The organism is Romboutsia sp. CE17 (assembly GCF_012317385.1).
In the GTDB taxonomy this organism is placed as follows: domain Bacteria; phylum Bacillota; class Clostridia; order Peptostreptococcales; family Peptostreptococcaceae; genus Romboutsia_E.
This window is the reverse complement of sequence record NZ_CP051144.1, coordinates 2,927,521-2,947,077: the sequence shown is the minus strand read 5'-3', so window position 1 is coordinate 2,947,077 and position 19,557 is coordinate 2,927,521. Positions and strand designations below refer to the sequence as shown.

Here is a 19,557-nt window from a genome sequence, read left to right as displayed (position 1 = left end):
TAAAAAAAGATATAGAAAATAGTATAATGCTATACTACATTCTATATCTAAAGTATAATATTTAATAACTAAATATTTTTATTATTTATTGTTTATTGCTTCTTTAACAGATTCTACTATATGTTTAGCTGTTAATCCATGTTTTTCTAGCAATTCAGCAGGTGTACCAGACTCTCCAAATACATCTTTTACTCCTACTTTTTTAACTACTACTGGACACTCTTCAGATACTACTTCACTTACAGCTGAACCTAATCCACCAACTATACTATGTTCTTCGGCAGTTACTATTGCTTTAGTTTCTTTAGCAGCATTTATTATTAATTCTCTATCTATAGGCTTTATAGTAGACATATTTATAACTCTAACATTTATACCTTCTGATTTTAACGCTTCATGAGCTATAATAGCCTCATTAACCATCATACCACAAGCTATTATTGTAGCATCATTTCCATCTCTAACAACTGAACCTTTTCCAATTTCAAACTTATAATCTTCATTGAATAAAGTTGGAACTGCACTTCTTCCAAGACGAACATACATCGGTCCATTATATTTAGCCGCCTCTAATATTACTTTTTCTGTTTCTATTCCATCAGCAGGAACTACAACAGTCATATTAGGTATAGCTCTCATTATAGCTATATCTTCAATACTTTCATGAGAGGCTCCATCTTCACCTACTGTTATACCAGCATGTGTAGCACATATTTTAACATTTAATTTAGGATAACATACTGAGTTTCTTATAACTTCAAATGCTCTACCTGTTGCAAACATCGCAAATGTACTTGCAAAAGGAATCTTTCCAGCTGTTGCTAAACCACAAGCTGCTCCTATTAAGTTTTGCTCTGCTATACCCATATTGAAAAATCTATTTGGGAATGCCTTTGAAAAATCATTTGTTTTTGTTGATTTTGATAAATCTGCATCTAATACAACTACATCATCATTTATCTCACCTAATTTTAGTAATGTTTTCCCATATGCATCTCTAGTAGCTATTTTACTCATGGAAATTACCTCCTAATTCATCTAAAGCAATTCTTAAATGTTCATCATTTGGAGCATTTCCATGCCATCCAGCTTGGTTCTCCATAAATGATACACCTCTACCTTTTATCGTCTTAGCAACTATCATTGTTGGTTTGCCTATTGTTGATTTTGCCATATCAAGAGATGCAAATATTTGATCAAAATCATGACCATCTATTTCTATAACATTCCATCCAAAAGCTTTAAATTTATCAACTATTGAACCTAAACTCATTACATCATCTGTATTACCATCTATTTGAAGTCCATTATAATCTAAAAATGCTGTCATATTATCTAATTTGTAATGAGCAGCACTCATTGCAGCTTCCCAAACTATACCTTCTTGGCATTCACCGTCTCCAAGTAAAGCGTATACTCTCCATGGTGCATTATCTAATTTAGATGCCATGGCCATACCACACGCTACAGAAAATCCTTGACCTAGTGAACCAGTTGACATTTCAACACCTGGAGTTCCTTTCATATCTGGGTGACCTTGTAACATTCTACCCATTTTTCTTAATCCTGATAACTCTTCTTTATCAAAGTAGCCTTTATGAGCCAGAGTAGCGTATAAAACTGGCGCTGCATGTCCTTTAGATAAAACAAATCTATCTCTATCCTCCATTTTTGGATTTGTTGGATCTATATTCATTTCATCAAAATAAAGAGCTGTTAATATCTCTACTGATGATAATGATCCTCCTGGATGTCCTGATTTTGCTCCGTGTATCATAGAAACTATATCTTTTCTTATACTACGCGTAATTTCATTTAATCCTTTATGGTCTCTCATGTAATTACCTCCCTGGTTTGTAAAGTAAAAAAATCAATATTATGTAATGTACATTTTTATACCAATCTCATATTATTATACCACTTCTCTTCAGTTTTTTACTCCATTTTTAAAATAAAATATATATTATATATTTTTCAAATTTTACATAAAAAAAGTTATTGATATTAATATAATATCAATAACTTTTCAGATACTGAATAGACCTAGACTTATTTGAAGTCCATTATCTACTTTTAACATTACGTTATTATCTAGACAACCTATCTTTTCTCTTATTCTCTTTTTATCTATAGTTCTAATTTGCTCTAAGAGAATTACAGAATCCTTGTTAAGCCCATATTCATTGGCACTTATCTCTATATGAGTAGGTAATTTAGCTTTATTGATTTGAGATGTAATTGCAGCTATAATAACTGTCGGGCTATATTTATTCCCTATATTATTTTGTATTATCAAAACAGGTCTTACTCCACCTTGTTCTGATCCTACAACTGGGCTTAAATCAGCATAATACAAGTCTCCTCTTTTAATCTCTAAGTTAACATTACTCAACTTGAGCCATATTCCCTTCAGATTCAATATCAGAAGATACCTCATTCGTCATACCTAGTTCAGCTAAGGATAAGTTTATTTGACCCATTTCTTTATAACCCTTAATCATACACTCTTTTAAGTCTATCTTTTTTTTCTGAGTTATATAGAATTGAAAAGCAGCTTTTGCAAAATCTTCTCTGTTACTATTTTCCATCTGAACAATATAATCTACTTCAGATATAAGAGAGTCAGGTAAAGTAAACACAATTTTTTCCTTGCTCTTATTATGCACAAAATCGCCTCCCAGAGTATACTATCCTCTTTATTTTATCAAATAACTGTTTGATTGTAAAATTGCATTTCTTTCCATATACACGCGTTTAACACGCTTTGAGACCATGCATAGAACTTCATAGTTTATAGTATTCAAATCTTTTGCTATATCTTCTACCGTTGCATTACCTTCTCCAAAGATTATAACTTCATCACCAATTTTTATATCTATATCTTTATCTATTTTTACCATACATTGATCCATGCATATTCTTCCTACAACATTAAAAGGTTTATTTTTTATATATATCTTTGCATTTTTTTGCATTCTAGTAAATCCATCTGCATATCCAATTGGTATAGTTGCTATCTTTTCTGTATTAGTTGTTTTGTATTTCCAACCATAGCTTATACCTACATCTGGATCAACATCTTTTATATAAGAAACTCTTGATTTTAGTTTCATAGCTGGCTTGAGTTCTATTATACCTTTATTTACTTCATCTGATGGATAGTGTCCATACAGTATAATTCCACATCTAACCATATTAAATCTTAAATCAAGACATTCCATTGTTGCAGCACTATTTGAGACATGTTTTATAGGTATATTTATATTAGCTTCTTCTAATTTGTCCACCATATAAATGTACTTTTGTGCTTGAAGGTAAGTATAAGATTTATCTTCTTCATCAGCCTTTGCAAAATGTGTATATATACCTTCTATTTCTATATTCTTTAATTGACTAATAGAAAATATTTCATTAAGTGAATTTTCATTTGGTTGAAAACCTAATCTAGTCATACCAGTATCAACTTTTATATGAATTTTAGCTTCTTTATTTATATTTTCAGCTACTTCACTTATTTTTTTAGCCATTTCTAAAGAATATACCGTTATAGTTAGGTCATTTATTATGGCATATTCAATACTATCTTCAGGAATATAACCTAAACATAAAATTGGGAGATTTATATAATTCTGTCTAAGCTCTATACCTTCTTCTAATCTAGCAACTGCTAAATAATCTACCTTCTCTCGTTGTAACAATTTTGCAATTTCAACTGCTCCATGACCATATGCATTAGCTTTAACTACTCCACAAACTTTAGTATCCTCATTTAGTAATTTTTTTATGTTATTTAAGTTGAATTTTATGTTATCTAGATTTATCTCCGCCCAAGTAGGGACAGTTGTTAATTTATTCATCTTTTGCTTCCCCTTATTTTTTATATTCAAAATTTTTATACTTAACTATAGATCTGATATTACCTTCCTTATCTAAAATTTCCATTTTATCTGGGACCTTACTTTCTATATCTACATATAAAATTTGTTTATTAAAGTATTTGTCATCTCCAGGTATAATAGTTTCTAATACTAAGTATTTATCATAAAAGTCCATATTCATATCTTCATTCTGAATATAATTGTTTAAAAAATCACCTACAAATAAATATAATCCATCTTTATTATTGGTTGACAATTCTATAGAATCATTAATTTCAGGATTATTAACTGTAATTTTACCATCTTTGTACTCTATAGTTTTACCTTTAAGATGCTTTGGTGATATTACCTCTAGCTTATAATAATCTGGCTTTGTATAATTGTGTATCATTGTATAACTTGTATTGCCTTTATTTCCTATAACCTCAACTTCTGCTGTACACTTATAGGATTCTATTTTTGAAACTTGTTCTTGAAATGCTTTATATACTTCCTCTTTTGTATATTCTTTATCTTGACATCCTACCAAGCTTATGAATACACAAATAGTTATTATAAATAATGTCATTAACTTGTTTCTCACATAATCACTCCTATTATAGTTTATTCATTATACATGGCCTTTATTATATCATATCTGCAAATTATACCTTTTAATTTATTATCTTCATCTACTACAGGAACCCTATTAATAGATTTACTTATCATTATATTAGCAACGATATCAAATGCATCATCTTCATAAACTTTAACTATATTTTTTGACATTAAGTCTTCTACCTTATATGCAGCAATTCGCTTTAAGTCCTGCTCCATTTTATTGAAATCATCTAAAAATATTATCCCTTCTAGTACATTTATAAATGGTGTTGAATGTACCTTTTTCTCTTTCTTAATTATATCTGTTTCTGATATTATCCCTACAACTCTATTATCGTCATCAACTACAGGAAGACCTCCAATCTTTCCAGATATAAGTATGTTGGCCACTTTGGATATAGTATCTCCTTTTTTTGCAACAATTACATCAGTTGTCATTATATCTTTTGCTTTTTTTTCATTCATTTTATCACTCCTTAGTTATAGCGATAGCATTAGCTACAGCATATTTTTCGCTATGAGATATTGAAACTTTTATATCTAGAACATTATAGTCTATGCAAATTTGTTTTAAATTATTATAGGTTTTTACTATCGGTTTACCAAGAGAATTTCTAGTTATCTCAATGTCTTTAAATTCATAACCTCTAATGCCTGTCCCAATAGACTTACTAACAGCCTCCTTCGCAGCAAAGTTTCCAGCTATCGTTTCAGTTTTAAAATTTTTAGATTTAAAATATTCAATTTCATCTTCTGTAAAAAATCTATATAAAAATCTACTATTTTTATTTATAGCATCTTTAATTCTTTCAATTTCAACTATATCAACACCAATATCTAGTATATTCATCTACTCCTCCAAAACTTATCTTATTATTATTTTATTACGATTAAATTATTATATTCAAATACTTATAATTAAATATGCGTATATCCATTATAAACTAATTATATATGTTTTAATCTAAAACAAAAAGAACCACACTATTTAACATTTATTACTAGTGTGGTCTGATATATTTGAATTTCCTTATTAATATAAAAAACGACTATATTAGGAGTTAAGATGAAAAATTCATCTAAATCCTAAATAGTCGTATATTTATTATATCCATTCAGCCGATTCTGTTAATATAGTAGCTTTTTCTTTATCTACTGTAATAAATCCACCTGATATTTTAGCCTCTTTAAAGTCTCCATTTTTTTTAACTCTAAGGATACCTTCAACTAGCCCTGCCACAAATGGTCTATGATTTCTAAGAATACCTCTATCACCTTCTGTAGTTCTAGTTATTACCATTTCTACATTATCATGATAAAATATCTTATCAGGAGTTACAACTTCTAGTGAAAATTCACTTGCCATAGTTATCTACTCTCCTTCGCCTTTGCAACAGCTTCTTCTATAGTTCCTACTAATAAGAATGCTGATTCTGGTAAATCATCATGCTTACCTTCTAATATCTCTTTAAATCCTCTTACAGTTTCTTTAACTGGTACGTAAGTACCTTTTAATCCTGTAAACTGCTCTGCAACTGTGAAAGATTGAGAAAGGAATCTTTGTATCTTTCTAGCACGAGCAACTATAATCTTATCTTCATCAGATAATTCATCCATACCAAGTATAGCTATTATATCTTGAAGTTCTTTATATCTTTGAAGTATTGATTGTACACCTCTTGCAACTTCATAGTGTTCTTTACCTACTATACTTGGGTCAAGAACTCTTGAAGTAGACTCTAATGGGTCAACTGCTGGGTATATACCAAGTGATGCTATTTGTCTAGATAAAACTGTTTTAGCATCTAAGTGTGTGAATGTTGTAGCTGGTGCTGGGTCAGTTAAGTCATCTGCTGGTACATAAACTGCTTGAACAGATGTTATAGACCCTTTCTTAGTTGATGTTATTCTTTCTTGTAAGTTACCCATTTCTGTAGCTAATGTTGGTTGGTATCCAACTGCTGATGGCATACGTCCAAGAAGTGCTGAAACTTCTGAACCTGCTTGTGTGAAACGGAATATATTATCTACGAATAATAACACGTCTTGACCTTGCTCATCTCTAAAGTGCTCAGCCATTGTAAGACCACTAAGTGCAACCCTCATTCTCGCTCCAGGTGGCTCATTCATTTGTCCGAATACTAGAGCAGTTTTATTTATAACTCCAGAATCAGCCATTTCATGGTAAAGGTCATTACCTTCTCTTGTTCTTTCTCCAACACCGGCAAATACTGATATACCACCGTGTTGCTTAGCTATGTTGTTTATAAGTTCTTGTATAAGAACTGTTTTACCAACTCCAGCTCCACCGAATAGACCGATTTTTCCACCTTTTAAGTATGGACATAATAAGTCAACAACCTTTATACCTGTTTCAAGTATTTCTGCACTACTTTCTATTTCTTCAAAGCTTGGCGCTTGTCTATGTATAGGAAGTTGTGGCGCATCCTTTGGTGCTGGCTTATTATCAACTGGTTCACCTAAAACATTAAATATTCTTCCTAAAGTTGCATCTCCAACAGGAACACTTATTGGTTTTCCTGTATCTACAACTTCCATACCTCTTACTAATCCATCAGTAGCACTCATAGCAATACATCTAACTGTATCATCACCTATGTGTTGTGCAACTTCTGCAACTATTTCTTTATCTCCTAACTTTATAACTAACGCGTTTAATAAGTTAGGTAGGCTTTTTTCACTATCAAACTTAACATCAAGTACAACCCCTACGATTGATACTATTTTACCTACATTTGCCATTTCCTAACCTCCTTATTTTAGAGCTTCAACTCCACCTACTATCTCTGTTATTTCTTGAGTTACCGCTGATTGTCTTGCTCTGTTGTATTTCAACTCTAAATCAGATAGCATTTCATCTGCATTATCTGTAGCCGATTCCATTGCCGTTCTTCTAGCACCATTTTCTGATGCAAAAGATTCTATAACTCCTCCATATATCGTTCCAGAGATATACTTAGGTATTATATAGCCTAAAACAGCTTCTGCTGATGGCAAATATTGTACTCTACCTTTTCTTGCAGATTTTTCTTGAGACTTGGCTTCTTCTTTTTCAAATGCTAATGGAAGTACTTTTATTAATTTAACATTTTGTACTAAAGGAGATACAAATTCTGTATAAGCCATATACACTTCATCAATTTCTCCTTTTTTATATAAATCCATTACATTATTTGATATTTCTAAGGCATTATTATAATCACAATGCTCAACGCTTTCTACAGAGTTTAGTATATCATAGCCTCTTTTACCAAAAAACTCATATGCTTTTTTACCTATAGAAATAATCTTTTCTTGTTTACCTTCCATATGAGAAACCGTAGCTTTTAATACATTTGAGTTGTATCCTCCAGCTAATCCTCTATCTCCAGCAACAACTATATAACATCTATTTTTAACTTCTCTTTGTTTTAAAAAGTCATCCTTTATACCTTTACTACCTTGAGATATATCTTTTATAGTACTGTATAATGCTGTAAAGTATGGTCTTGAGCTTTCAGCTCTTTCTTTAGCTTTTCTTAACTTAGATGATGCTACAAGTTGCATCGCTTTAGTTATTTGCTTTGTACTTTCAACACTGTTAATACGAGTTTTGATTTCTTTACTTCCTGCACCTGCCAATTAAATTACCTCCTTTTAAAAAGGATTAAGCTTCTATAACAAACTTTTTCTTAAATTGATTTATAGCGTTTGTTAAATCAGAAGAGAAATCTTCTCCAGCTAATATTTTAGTAGAAACATCTGGATAGTTGTTATCTACAAAATTATAAAGTTCCTTTTCAAATATAGCTATATTATTTACTGGAATATCTTCTAAGAAGTTATTTATAACAGCAAATATTATCATAACTTGATGCTCAACCTTTATTGGGTCATGCTCTCCTTGTTTTAAAACTTCAACTATTCTTTCACCTTGAGCAAGTTGCTTTTTAGTATCTTCATCTAGGTCAGATCCAAATTGAGAGAAAGCTGCAAGTTCTTTATATTGAGAGTATGCTAGTCTTAATGTACCAGCAACTTTTTTCATTGCTTTTATTTGAGCACTACCTCCAACCCTTGATACAGATATACCAGGATCAACAGCTGGTCTTACTCCTGAATAGAATAATTCTGGTTGTAAGTATATTTGTCCATCTGTTATAGATATAACGTTAGTTGGTATGTATGCAGAAACGTCTCCTGCTTGAGTTTCTATAACTGGTAATGCTGTCATAGATCCTCCACCTAATTCATCTGAAAGCTTAGCTGCTCTTTCAAGTAATCTAGAGTGTAAGTAGAATACATCCCCTGGATAAGCTTCACGACCTGGTGGTCTTCTAAGTAGTAATGACATTTCTCTGTATGCAACAGCTTGCTTACTTAAGTCATCATATATTATAAGTACATGTTTACCATTGTACATAAATTCTTCACCCATAGCAGCCCCAGCATAAGGTGCTAAGTATTGAAGTGGTGCAGATTCAGATGCTGTAGCTGAAACTACTATTGTATAATCCATAGCTCCACCTTTTTCAAGAGTAGAAACTAATTGTGCTACTGTAGAACGTTTTTGCCCTATAGCAACATATATACATATAACATCCTTACCTTTTTGATTTAATATTGTATCTATAAGTATAGAAGTTTTACCTGTTTGTCTATCCCCTATTACAAGCTCTCTTTGTCCTCTACCTATTGGTACCATTGAGTCTATAGCTTTTATACCTGTTTGTAATGGTTCATGAACTGATTTTCTATCCATTATACCTGGAGCTGAAGCTTCAACAGGTCTAGTTTTGTTAGTATTTATAGGTCCTTTACCATCTATAGGTAATCCTAATGGACTTACAACTCTACCGATCATAGCTTCACCAACTGGAACCTCAACGATTTTACCAGTTCTCTTAACTATGTCACCTTCTTTTATGTTAGAGTCATCGCCAAATATAACAGCACCAACTACACCTTCTTCAAGGTTAAGAGCCATTCCATATACTTGCCCTGGGAACTCTAAAAGCTCACTTGACATAACTTTATCTAATCCATATACAGTTGCGATACCATCTCCTACTTTTAATACGCTACCTGTATCTGTTAATTCAATTTTATTTTCATAATTTTTTATTTGTTGTTTTATTATAGAACTTATTTCTTCAGGTCTTAAGTTCATGGGTTCACCGCCCTCCTAAGATATTACTTGAGATAGTTGTTCTTTTATTTTATCTAAACGATTTTTAACTGTTCCATCTATTTCTTCATTTCCAAGTCTTACTAAAACTCCACCTAGAATAGATTTATCAACTTTATTCTCTAAAGTAACATTTTTATTATATTTTTGAGAAAGCTTTTCTTCTAACTCTTTAATTTCTTTTTCATTCATTGGTATTGCAGTAATTACAACACCTTCTATAACATTATATTTTTCATTTAATAGTTCTTTATATGAATAAGATATATCATGTATAAATGATATTCTATTTTTTTCAATAAGTAATTTTAAAAAGTTCTTTAAATTGATATTTACTTTATCTTCTATTATATTATCAATCAAACTTAATTTTTCTTTTTTAGATATAACAGGAGATTTTAAAACTGAATAAAATTCTTTACATTCATTAAATAGTTTAGTGATTTCACTTAACTCTTCATATAACCTATCAGTTATTTTTTCATCTTCTCCTATTTGAAATAAGGCTTCAGCATATCTACTTGCTACTACATTTATCATTTAGATTCGCCCACCTTTTTTATAAAATCATTTATTAAGTCTTCATGTTTTGCTTTATCTATATCTTTTTCAATAACCTTAGAAGCCGCAAGTAAAGCTATATCAGATATATCATCTTTTATTTCATTCATAACTTTTTGTCTTTCTAGTTCAATATCTTTATTAGCTTTTTCTTTAATATGAGTTGCCTCTTGTTTAGCTTCAGATATTATTTCTTCAGACTTTTGCTCTGCTCTTAAAGTCGCTTGTTTTATTATTTCTTGACCTTCTTCTTTTGCACGACTTATTTTTTCTTCGTACTCATTTTTTAAAGCTATACCTTGACTTTTAGCTAGCTCACCTTTAGCTAAATTATCTTGTATATCATTTTCTCTAGATTCAATTATATTTAATACAGGTTTAAATAAAAGTTTCTTTAATACAATAAATACTAAACCTGTATTTATAAGCTGAAATACAAGGTCACTCGTTATAGTTATAAGCGCTTTATCTGCCATATTTTAATTCCTCCTTTCTGCTAACCACAATTTTTAGTTAGGAGATGGTTAACCATCTCCTAATTAAAAATTTAAAATCAACTCTTCTTCTATGAAGATTCACCTTATATCCATGGATTAGCAAATATAAGAATTATAGATATTACTAGACCATATATACCAGTAGATTCTGCTACTGCACATCCTAAAAGCATTGTAGACATTATGTCACCTTTTGCTTCTGGTTGATTTGCTACAGCTTCAGTACCTTTACCTGCTGCTACACCTTGTCCTATACCTGTTCCTAGACCTGTCATTACTGCTAAACCTGCACCTATTGCAGACCCTGCTGCTATTATTGCTTGAGCCATTGTATAATCTTGCATTTTAAATACCTCCTAAAAATTCATATATTATCTTTATTATTTTAAATTTTATTTTTATTACTTAATTCTATAACTTTTATTATTCTAATTCGCTTCCAACGAATACCATTGTTAAGGTTACAAATATAAATGATTGTAAAACACCTGAAAATAAGTCAAAATACAGATGTAATGGTACTGGTATTGCAAATTGGAATATTGGTATTGTAACTCCAGGTATTAAACCTGATAAAAATCCTAAAAATTGATACAGAAGAGCCATTATAACTGTCCCACCTAATATGTTACCAAATGGACGGAAAGTTAATGAAATAGGTCTTGCTATTTCACCTATTATGTTCAGAGGTAACATAACAGCTACTGGTTCAGCTAGCCCCTTGAAATAACCTATTCCTTTTTGTTTAATTCCAGCGTAGTAAATTAGAAATACTGTTATCAATGAAAATGCTAATGTTGTATCTAAATCAGTTGTAGGTGATCTAAACCCTAATAGTCCGATTAGATTTGAACATGTAAAGAATATAAACAAACTACCTACATACGGAACTATATTAGGCATCTTTTCAATAGCTTTTTCACCCATAGTAGATTTCACTAGATTTAAAAGAGCTGTCACAGCATATTCTAGGAATATCTGCACTTTACTAGTTGGAACTTTCTTTAGATTTCTAGTTAAAAAATACGATGCTAAAGCTAGTGCAGCTATTATTAACCAACTAGTTGTCACTGTCGTACTTATTCGAAAGTTACCAAACTCTATTATCCATCTTGCATAACTCATCCTATAACTCCTTTCTTTTAATTTTATTAAATAGCATGTTTCTTGTTAAAATTACTATTTTTGGTCCTATTAAACCTAAAAATACACCAATTAAGTGTAGTTTTGAGGATTTTACTGTTACAAATAGTACTAATGCTATTATCATCATTCTTAAAGAATATTTAGATGATGTATAAATTTTAGCACGACTTGGAGTCATATCTACTGATTTTTCAATAGTTCTTGCTAATGATGTAAGGTTCATTAATGCTACTAATGTACCTAGTATCAAACCTAAAACCATACTTCCACTAAGTGTCGAAGTTAGTAATAGTCCAATAAAGATTACAACATCGTATATAAGAACTCCTTTATTTATATTAGTTATTTCTTCTTGCAATTTAATATCCAACTCATCACTTCCTTTTTGTATATCCAATAATTGTCTTATAAACAGATACAAACGCTCCACCTATTCCCATTATTAGAAATATTAGTGTGAAAATTGGTTTTGTGTTAATCAAGTTGTCTATATACCGTCCTACGAAAAAAGTACCCAGTATAGAAATCACCATCATTAGCCCTAATTGGCTTATCAATGAAAACATTCTCACAACTTCTAAATACACATTTTTCTTTGCCATTAGGTTTGCCTCTTCCTTATATTTATACAAAATTGATATAATCAACATTATACACCTTGAGTTGACATAGTCAACAGATTTCTTTGTATTTTACACCATTTACGTCATTTTTTATTGAAATTAATTATATAAATTAAAATATTTTTTAAAATTTTTTTATTGATGATATTATATAATTTAATTTCTTAATTATTGTATTTGTTAATTTTTTGCAAATATTTATTATATTCATGATATCACATTTCACAAATAATTCAAATATTTTTCTAAATATTTCTGTCAATTTCAATTTCTAGTTGTAGTAGAATTTTGTATTCAATATTTTGTATTATTTTATTAAATATTAAAATAAATTGTAAAAGGGTAGGAATAAAATTTAAACTTAATTTTATTCCTACCCTTTTAGAATTATTTTGTTCCAAATAATCTATCTCCTGCATCACCTAATCCAGGAACTATATATCCATGATCATTTAATTTTTCATCTATAGCAGCAACATATATATCCACATCAGGATGATATTTTTGCACTTCTTCAATACCTTCTGGAGCAGCAACTAAATTAACTAATTTTATATTTGTAGCACCTTTTGCTTTTAATACATCTATAGCTGCTACTGCTGATCCACCTGTGGCAAGCATTGGATCTACTATTAACATTTCCCTTTCATGTATATCTTGAGGAAGTTTACAATAGTATTCAACTGGTTTTAAAGTTTCAGGATCTCTATATAATCCAACATGTCCTATTTTAGCTGCTGGTATTAAATTTACCAATCCATCTACCATACCAAGACCTGCTCTTAATATTGGCACTATTCCTAATTTTTTACCTTGTAATACCTTACATGTAGCCTTAACTACTGGTGTTTTTATTTCTGCATCTTCTAATGGTAAGTCTCTTGTTATTTCATATCCCATTAACATTGTTATTTCAGTTAAAAGTTCTCTAAAATCTTTTGAACCTGTATTTTCATCTCTCATTAATGTTAATTTGTGTTGTATTAATGGATGATCTGTTACTATTACTTTACTCATTATGTGTCCCTCCTACTTATTATGTTTTTCCTCTATTTTATTTATCATATCAACTCTTCTAGAGTGTCTATCTCCTTCAAACTCTGTATTTATCCACGCATCAACTATCTCTAAAGCTAGACCTTTTCCTAAAACCCTCTCTCCTAGAGATAACATATTTGCATTATTATGAGCTTTTGACATTTTTGCTGAAAATACATCTGATACTACAGCACACCTAATACCTGGAACCTTATTCGCAGCTAAAGATATTCCTATACCTGTGCCACAACAAACTATTCCATAATCTACATCTTTATTTACTACTGCATTGGCAACTGATTCTCCATAAATTGGATAATCAACTGAATCTAAATCATTATTTGTACCATAATCTACACATTCAATCCCTTTAGATTGTAAGTGCTTGATAATTTCTAATTTAAGGTTATATCCTCCATGGTCACACCCTAATCCGATTTTCATATTTAATGTTCCTCCGCATTATGTATTTGTGTATATTTTACTAAAATAGCGAATTTAATTAAAATTTATATTTAAAAATATTCGCTATATTATAGTATTCCTATGATATTATATTAGATAAAATCAATTTTTACTAGTATTTTTCATATAGCTTTAAATTTTTAAATTATGCTTTAATCACTTTATATCCTGCAGATTTAAGCAATCTGTTCATTATAGCTCTTCCAACACCACTATTCGGAAATTCCTCTGAGTATATTATATCTATATTATGTTTATCCATTTCAATTAATGCACTAAACAAATTACTTCCAACTTCTTCTAAACTATTTCCTAAGCCAATTGCTAACCCTTCATACTTATGAATATTTTTGTTAATGCACATTACTCCAGTTTTTAAATTATTATTCATATTTTCTTTATACATATTATTAATTTTTTCTATCACACTTTGTTCATCTCCAGAAACAATGTATACATCTGCATTTGGTGAATAATGTGTGTACTTCATTCCGGGTGCCTTAGCTTTTTTGTTATCTTCTTTTTTTTCTAAAGATGGATCTAAATTAATATCTCCAATTAATTTTTCTAATTCTTCCTTTGTTATGCTTCCAGGTCTTAAAATCATAGGTATTTCTTCAGTCATATCTAATACAGTTGATTCTAATCCAAAATTACAATCTCCTCCTAGTATTATACCGCCTACTCTACCGTCCATTTCTTCTTTTACATGATCTCCTTTAGTAGGAGATGGTCTTCCCGAAATATTAGCCGAAGGAGCTGCTATAGGAACACCAGATTCTCTTATAATTGCTTGTGCTATCTTATTAGATGGCATTCTTATAGCTACTGTCTCTAGACCTCCACTTGTAGTTTTAGGAACTATATCTTTTTTATTTAATACTATAGTTATTGGACCTGGCCAAAAGTTATCCATTACAATTTTAGCCTTCTCACTTATATCCTCAGCTAAATTATAAACTTCTTCTTTATCACATATATGGACTATAAGAGGATTATCACTTGGCCTACCTTTTGCCTCATATATTTTTTTTACAGCATTTTCATTAAGAGCATTTGCCCCTAGACCGTATACTGTTTCTGTTGGAAATATAACTGTATTACCTTCTTTTATAAGTTTCGCATGTTTTTTTATTTCATTTAAGTCTATATCATTTATATCAATATTACTTATGATAGTTTTCATCTTATGTATACCTACCTTTACCTTTTTTCTAGATGCAATATACAATCAATGTACCTACTAGAAATCCAATTATACAAAATAAACTTCTCGATTTAGGAAATATTTCTTCTAAAACAACATACATCATTGTTCCTGCTGCTGTAGCAAGAAATACGCCTATAAGAGAATTGAAAATCCCTCCAAAATAAGCACCTAAAAAGCTGCCTATACCCATAGGTATCCCCGCTATTACTGTAAATAAAATTACTTTAGTAATTTTCATATTACTACCCACTAAGCTTAATGCCGTTGCTAAACCTTCTGGTATATTATGTATTCCTATAACGATGGCTAAGGTCATGCCTAGTGACTCTTTTGACATAAAGGATGATCCTATTGCTAAGCCTTCTGGCAGGTTATGTAATAATATACTAAGGAAAATTAAATATCCAGATTTCATATCTCCAGATACATCTAGTCTAGATTTTATAAACATAGTAATAATTACACCTAAAAATGTAAAAATAACTGTCTGTATTACTCCCATAACCTCCATAGATTCCTTCATAAGATCAAATACAACTACAGCTAGCATTATCCCCCCTGATAATCCCATGAAAAAGTCTATATACTTATCTACTTTTTTCTTAAATATCGCTGAAATTACTCCTCCAAAGCCAGTTCCTATAACTCCTGCAAATAAACCAACTAATGTTATCTTTAATATCAACTCATAACCCCCTTGTACCTTTATATATTAATTATATACAGTACAACCCCATAAGATAACTAAAGTACCTATAGAAAAATCCCTAAATATTAGGGATTTATATTGCTGACATTTTTTCAGTTTGATCAACTGTTATAAGAGCATCTATCATTTCATCTAAATCTCCATCTAAAAATTGATCTAACTTGTATAATGTTAAGTTTATTCTATGGTCACTTACTCTTCCTTGAGGGAAGTTATAAGTTCTTATTCTCTCAGATCTATCTCCTGTACCTACCTGACTCTTTCTTTCAGCTGAAATTTCTTTGTTTTGTTCAGCTATAGCCTTATCATTAAGTCTTGCAACTAATATTTTTAAAGCTTGCTCTTTATTTTTTAATTGCGACTTACCATCTTGACAAGAAACTACCTCTCCTGTTGGTATATGAGTTATTCTAACCGCAGAGTCAGTAGTATTAACACTTTGTCCACCATTTCCTGAAGAACGGAACACATCTATTCTTAAGTCATTTGGATTTATATTTACTTCTACTGTTTCAACTTCTGGTAATACTGCAACTGTTGCAGTTGATGTGTGTATTCTTCCTCCTGATTCAGTAGAAGGAATTCTTTGAACTCTATGAACCCCAGACTCATATTTTAGTCTTGAGTATGCACCTTTACCTTTTATTAAGAAAGATACCTCTTTATATCCACCAACACCAGTATCACTAGCACTTAGTAATTCTATTTTCCATCTTCTTCTTTCAGCGTATCTTGAATACATTCTGAATAAGTCTCCTGCAAATAGAGCTGCTTCATCTCCACCTGCTCCACCTCTAACCTCAACTATAACGTTCTTCTCATCGTTAGGGTCTTTTGGTAGTAATAATATTTTTAACTCCGCTTCTATTGGTTCTACTTGATGTTCCATATCAGATAATTCCATTTTAGCTAATTCTCTTAACTCTTCATCTGATTCCTCTTGTAAAATTTCTTTAGACTCTTTTATACTGTTTAGAACTGATTGATATTCTCTGAATTTCATTATGATCGGTTCTAAATCAGCATGTTCTTTCATATACTTTTGCCAAACTTTTTGATCGTTAATTATTTCAGGATCACTTATTTTTTCAGTTAGGTCTTTGTATTTATCTTCTAGTACTGCTAATTTCTGTAACATACTTTCACCTCTTTATTTGTAACATATCAATTTTTCATTATATCATAGTTTATAACCTATAACAACTCTATCGATACCTTGAAGGTCTTTCTTTGTATATATGTTAGTATACCCATTATTGACCATAATTTCTGCAACATCCTTTGCTTGATCATGACCAACTTCATACGCTAGTATTCCATTTTCTTTTATATACTTTTTAGATTGTGCTGTTATTTTTCTATAAAAATCTAATCCATCTTCCCCACCTTCTAGTGCATTATATGGTTCATAGTCTTTTACTTGAGTGTGTAAAGTATCTATATCACACTTTGGTATATATGGTGGGTTAGATACTATAACATCAAATTTCATATCTGTATTTTCTATAGAATTAAATAAGTCGGATTTTATAAACTCTATCCTTTCAGAGACACCATTGGTAATCGCATTTTGTTTTCCTACTTCCAATGGTATATCTGATATATCTAAAGATTTTACCATTGATGTTGGTAAATATTTAGCTAGACTTATAGTTATTGCTCCTGATCCTGTACCTATATCTAGTATATGTAAATTTTCTTTTGACTTACAAATATCTATTAACTCTTCTACCAAAGTTTCTGTATCTGGTCTAGGAATAAGAACTCCTTCTTTTACATAAAAATCTAGTCCCATAAATTCTCTATTTTCAACTATATAGGCTATAGGTCTCCCTTTTAACCTATCTTCTATAAAATCATTAAATAGTATTTCCTGATCTTTAGTTAATTCTTTATTAAGATTTAAACGTATATAAAGGTTATCTACTCCTCCAAGAGCTTTTTCTAACAATATTTCCACATCTAATCTAGGTGTATCACTAATATTTTCTAGCTTTTTTGAATAATTTATTATTATATCTTTTATCGTCATAACTACTCCTTTTTATTCGTTTACAACTGCTTTTAAAGCCTCTAGTGCTACTTCTAATTGTGAGTCATCAGGCTCTTTTGTAGTAAACTTTTGTAACATCATTCCTGGATAAGCAACAATTTTAGTGAATTTATTATTATATTTCCCAAGAAATCTTATTATTTCATATGAAATACCTGCTACTATAGGTATACATAATATTCTCATAACTACTCTTAGTAGTGGATTAGGCCATCCAAAGAAAGAAAATAATATTATAGATGTAGACATAACTATAAATAAAAAATTAGTTCCACATCTAGGATGAAGTGTTGTAAACTTCCTTGCATTTTCTACGGTTAATTCTAAATTATTTTCATAACAATATACAGCCTTATGCTCTGCTCCATGATATTGGAATGTTCGTTCTATATCTTTATTCTTTGAAATTAACACAATGTAAATAAATAGTATTAATATCCTAATTATTCCCTCTATTAAATTTAAAATAACTTTACTAGAAATAATATTTGAGAATAATCCACCTACAAAAGTAGGAATTAATACAAATAACCCTATTGATAATATCATTGCAAGTACCATAGATATACTTACAATTACATCGTTGGCCCTATCTTTGAATATTTTCTTTAAAAATAAATCAAATTTATCTTCCTCTTCATCTTCATCGATAAAAAACTCAGAAGAGTAATTTAAGCTATTAACGCCTTCTATCATATTTTCTATTAATATAAATGATCCTCTTATAAAAGGTATCTTATCTATATTTTTTTCACTTATCCAACTCTTTATTTTATTTTTTTTTATTACAATTTTTCCATCTGATTTTCTTACAGCAATAGCTCTTTTATTTTTGGACTGCATCATTACCCCTTCTATTAATGCTTGCCCGCCAACCGCTTGTCTGCTCATATATACACCTCTTAAATAATTTTATACTTATAGTTTATTATAATATAAAAATACCCTTTAAAGTAAACTTTATATCACTCTAAAGGGACAGATTATTAAAATTAACTATTTATCTCTATATACTACGTGACATTTTCTGCATCTAGCTTCATAGCTTTCTACTGCGCCAACTTGTATTATTGGATCATCATATCTCGCTGGTTTCCCATCTATTAACCTTTGAGATCTTGTTGCTGGCTGACCACAAACAGAACAAACAGCCTGTATTTTATCTACAAATTCTGCTACTGCTAATAATTTAGGAGTCGGACCAAATGGTTCACCTTTGAAATCCATGTCTAAACCTGCTGCTATAACTCTAATTCCTTTATTAGCTAAATCTACAGCTATATCAACTATTTTTTCATCAAAAAATTGTACTTCATCAATTCCTACAACCTGAACTTTATTATCTATATAATCATAAATTTCACTTGGGTTTTCTATAGGAATTGCATCTATACTATCTCCACTATGCGAAACTACGTCTTCTTTGCTGTATCTATCATCTATTTTAGGTTTGAAGACTAAAACATTTTGTTTAGCTATCCTAGCTCTTTTTAGTCTTCTTATAAGCTCTTCGCTTTTTCCACTGTACATCGGTCCAATTACAGCTTCTATATAACCATGATTTATTGGTCTATACATCATTAGAACCC

The 19,557-nt window shown here is 30.3% G+C and carries 26 protein-coding genes; all 26 read right to left on the bottom strand.

Annotated elements, in window-relative coordinates; all coding sequences use genetic code 11:
- Positions 1 to 81 precede the first annotated feature (81 nt).
- The 26 genes from HF520_RS14360 to HF520_RS14235 all read right to left on the bottom strand — a co-directional run bounded on the left by HF520_RS14360 (position 82) and on the right by HF520_RS14235 (position 19,549).
- On the bottom strand, positions 82 to 1,017 hold the full coding sequence (locus HF520_RS14360) for a transketolase family protein (protein WP_168574564.1): 936 nt from the start codon (positions 1,015 to 1,017) through the stop codon (positions 82 to 84).
- On the bottom strand, positions 1,010 to 1,837 hold the full coding sequence (locus HF520_RS14355; protein WP_168574563.1) for a transketolase: 828 nt from the start codon (positions 1,835 to 1,837) through the stop codon (positions 1,010 to 1,012). The genes HF520_RS14360 and HF520_RS14355 overlap by 8 nt, the downstream gene beginning before the upstream one ends.
- Positions 1,838 to 2,026: 189 nt before the next feature.
- Entirely contained in the window at positions 2,027 to 2,437 is a 411-nt protein-coding gene (locus HF520_RS14350) for a type II toxin-antitoxin system PemK/MazF family toxin (RefSeq protein ID WP_168574562.1), read from the bottom strand.
- A complete protein-coding gene (locus HF520_RS14345) occupies positions 2,385 to 2,666 on the bottom strand; it encodes an antitoxin (protein WP_168574561.1) in 282 nt (93 codons plus the stop codon). Before HF520_RS14345 ends, HF520_RS14350 begins: the two co-directional genes overlap by 53 nt.
- A gap of 30 nt (positions 2,667 to 2,696) precedes the next feature.
- The gene (gene alr / locus HF520_RS14340) at positions 2,697 to 3,857 is read right to left on the bottom strand and encodes an alanine racemase (protein ID WP_168574560.1); all 1,161 of its coding nucleotides are present in this window, start codon (positions 3,855 to 3,857) and stop codon (positions 2,697 to 2,699) included.
- 13 nt (positions 3,858 to 3,870) lie between these two features.
- The gene (gene gerS, locus HF520_RS14335) at positions 3,871 to 4,461 is read right to left on the bottom strand and encodes a germination lipoprotein GerS (RefSeq protein ID WP_243155156.1); all 591 of its coding nucleotides are present in this window, start codon (positions 4,459 to 4,461) and stop codon (positions 3,871 to 3,873) included.
- A gap of 20 nt (positions 4,462 to 4,481) precedes the next feature.
- Positions 4,482 to 4,943 (bottom strand): CBS domain-containing protein, encoded by a 462-nt coding sequence (locus HF520_RS14330; RefSeq protein WP_168574559.1) that lies wholly within the window; start codon positions 4,941 to 4,943, stop codon positions 4,482 to 4,484.
- A 4-nt stretch (positions 4,944 to 4,947) separates the two neighbouring features.
- A complete protein-coding gene (gene acpS, locus HF520_RS14325; RefSeq protein ID WP_168574558.1) occupies positions 4,948 to 5,328 on the bottom strand; it encodes a holo-ACP synthase in 381 nt (126 codons plus the stop codon).
- 255 nt (positions 5,329 to 5,583) lie between these two features.
- Entirely contained in the window at positions 5,584 to 5,844 is a 261-nt protein-coding gene (gene atpC / locus HF520_RS14320; RefSeq protein ID WP_168574557.1) for an ATP synthase F1 subunit epsilon, read from the bottom strand.
- Positions 5,845 to 5,846: 2 nt separating this feature from the next.
- Complete coding sequence (gene atpD / locus HF520_RS14315; protein ID WP_168574556.1) at positions 5,847 to 7,241, bottom strand: F0F1 ATP synthase subunit beta; 1,395 nt, start codon at positions 7,239 to 7,241, stop codon at positions 5,847 to 5,849.
- A gap of 12 nt (positions 7,242 to 7,253) precedes the next feature.
- The gene (gene atpG, locus HF520_RS14310) at positions 7,254 to 8,120 is read right to left on the bottom strand and encodes an ATP synthase F1 subunit gamma (protein ID WP_168574555.1); all 867 of its coding nucleotides are present in this window, start codon (positions 8,118 to 8,120) and stop codon (positions 7,254 to 7,256) included.
- Positions 8,121 to 8,145: 25 nt separating this feature from the next.
- Complete coding sequence (gene atpA, locus HF520_RS14305) at positions 8,146 to 9,648, bottom strand: F0F1 ATP synthase subunit alpha (RefSeq protein WP_168574554.1); 1,503 nt, start codon at positions 9,646 to 9,648, stop codon at positions 8,146 to 8,148.
- A 15-nt stretch (positions 9,649 to 9,663) separates the two neighbouring features.
- Positions 9,664 to 10,206 (bottom strand): F0F1 ATP synthase subunit delta, encoded by a 543-nt coding sequence (locus tag HF520_RS14300; RefSeq protein WP_168574553.1) that lies wholly within the window; start codon positions 10,204 to 10,206, stop codon positions 9,664 to 9,666.
- Positions 10,203 to 10,703: a F0F1 ATP synthase subunit B gene (gene atpF / locus HF520_RS14295; RefSeq protein WP_168574552.1), complete on the bottom strand. Its 501-nt coding sequence runs from the start codon at positions 10,701 to 10,703 to the stop codon at positions 10,203 to 10,205. The genes HF520_RS14300 and atpF overlap by 4 nt, the downstream gene beginning before the upstream one ends.
- A gap of 104 nt (positions 10,704 to 10,807) precedes the next feature.
- The gene (gene atpE / locus HF520_RS14290) at positions 10,808 to 11,053 is read right to left on the bottom strand and encodes an ATP synthase F0 subunit C (protein ID WP_168574850.1); all 246 of its coding nucleotides are present in this window, start codon (positions 11,051 to 11,053) and stop codon (positions 10,808 to 10,810) included.
- Positions 11,054 to 11,147: 94 nt separating this feature from the next.
- Complete coding sequence (atpB, locus tag HF520_RS14285) at positions 11,148 to 11,849, bottom strand: F0F1 ATP synthase subunit A (protein ID WP_168574551.1); 702 nt, start codon at positions 11,847 to 11,849, stop codon at positions 11,148 to 11,150.
- Position 11,850: 1 nt separating this feature from the next.
- Positions 11,851 to 12,291: an ATP synthase subunit I gene (locus HF520_RS14280; RefSeq protein ID WP_168574550.1), complete on the bottom strand. Its 441-nt coding sequence runs from the start codon at positions 12,289 to 12,291 to the stop codon at positions 11,851 to 11,853.
- Positions 12,245 to 12,403 (bottom strand): AtpZ/AtpI family protein, encoded by a 159-nt coding sequence (locus HF520_RS15470; protein WP_243155244.1) that lies wholly within the window; start codon positions 12,401 to 12,403, stop codon positions 12,245 to 12,247. Before HF520_RS15470 ends, HF520_RS14280 begins: the two co-directional genes overlap by 47 nt.
- Positions 12,404 to 12,880: 477 nt before the next feature.
- On the bottom strand, positions 12,881 to 13,510 hold the full coding sequence (gene upp / locus HF520_RS14270; RefSeq protein ID WP_168574548.1) for a uracil phosphoribosyltransferase: 630 nt from the start codon (positions 13,508 to 13,510) through the stop codon (positions 12,881 to 12,883).
- Between the two features lie 12 nt (positions 13,511 to 13,522).
- On the bottom strand, positions 13,523 to 13,975 hold the full coding sequence (gene rpiB / locus HF520_RS14265; RefSeq protein WP_168574547.1) for a ribose 5-phosphate isomerase B: 453 nt from the start codon (positions 13,973 to 13,975) through the stop codon (positions 13,523 to 13,525).
- Between the two features lie 166 nt (positions 13,976 to 14,141).
- Positions 14,142 to 15,182: an L-threonylcarbamoyladenylate synthase gene (locus HF520_RS14260; protein WP_168574546.1), complete on the bottom strand. Its 1,041-nt coding sequence runs from the start codon at positions 15,180 to 15,182 to the stop codon at positions 14,142 to 14,144.
- Between the two features lie 28 nt (positions 15,183 to 15,210).
- Complete coding sequence (locus HF520_RS14255; protein WP_168574545.1) at positions 15,211 to 15,891, bottom strand: ZIP family metal transporter; 681 nt, start codon at positions 15,889 to 15,891, stop codon at positions 15,211 to 15,213.
- A gap of 97 nt (positions 15,892 to 15,988) precedes the next feature.
- Positions 15,989 to 17,053 carry a peptide chain release factor 1 gene (gene prfA, locus HF520_RS14250; RefSeq protein WP_168574544.1) on the bottom strand — a complete coding sequence of 355 codons (1,065 nt, stop codon included), beginning with the start codon at positions 17,051 to 17,053 and terminating at the stop codon, positions 15,989 to 15,991.
- 42 nt (positions 17,054 to 17,095) lie between these two features.
- Entirely contained in the window at positions 17,096 to 17,947 is an 852-nt protein-coding gene (gene prmC / locus HF520_RS14245; protein ID WP_168574543.1) for a peptide chain release factor N(5)-glutamine methyltransferase, read from the bottom strand.
- A 12-nt stretch (positions 17,948 to 17,959) separates the two neighbouring features.
- The gene (locus HF520_RS14240; RefSeq protein ID WP_168574542.1) at positions 17,960 to 18,859 is read right to left on the bottom strand and encodes a DUF1385 domain-containing protein; all 900 of its coding nucleotides are present in this window, start codon (positions 18,857 to 18,859) and stop codon (positions 17,960 to 17,962) included.
- 105 nt (positions 18,860 to 18,964) lie between these two features.
- A complete protein-coding gene (locus HF520_RS14235; RefSeq protein ID WP_330586273.1) occupies positions 18,965 to 19,549 on the bottom strand; it encodes a thymidine kinase in 585 nt (194 codons plus the stop codon).
- Between the last annotated feature and the right edge of the window lie 8 nt (positions 19,550 to 19,557).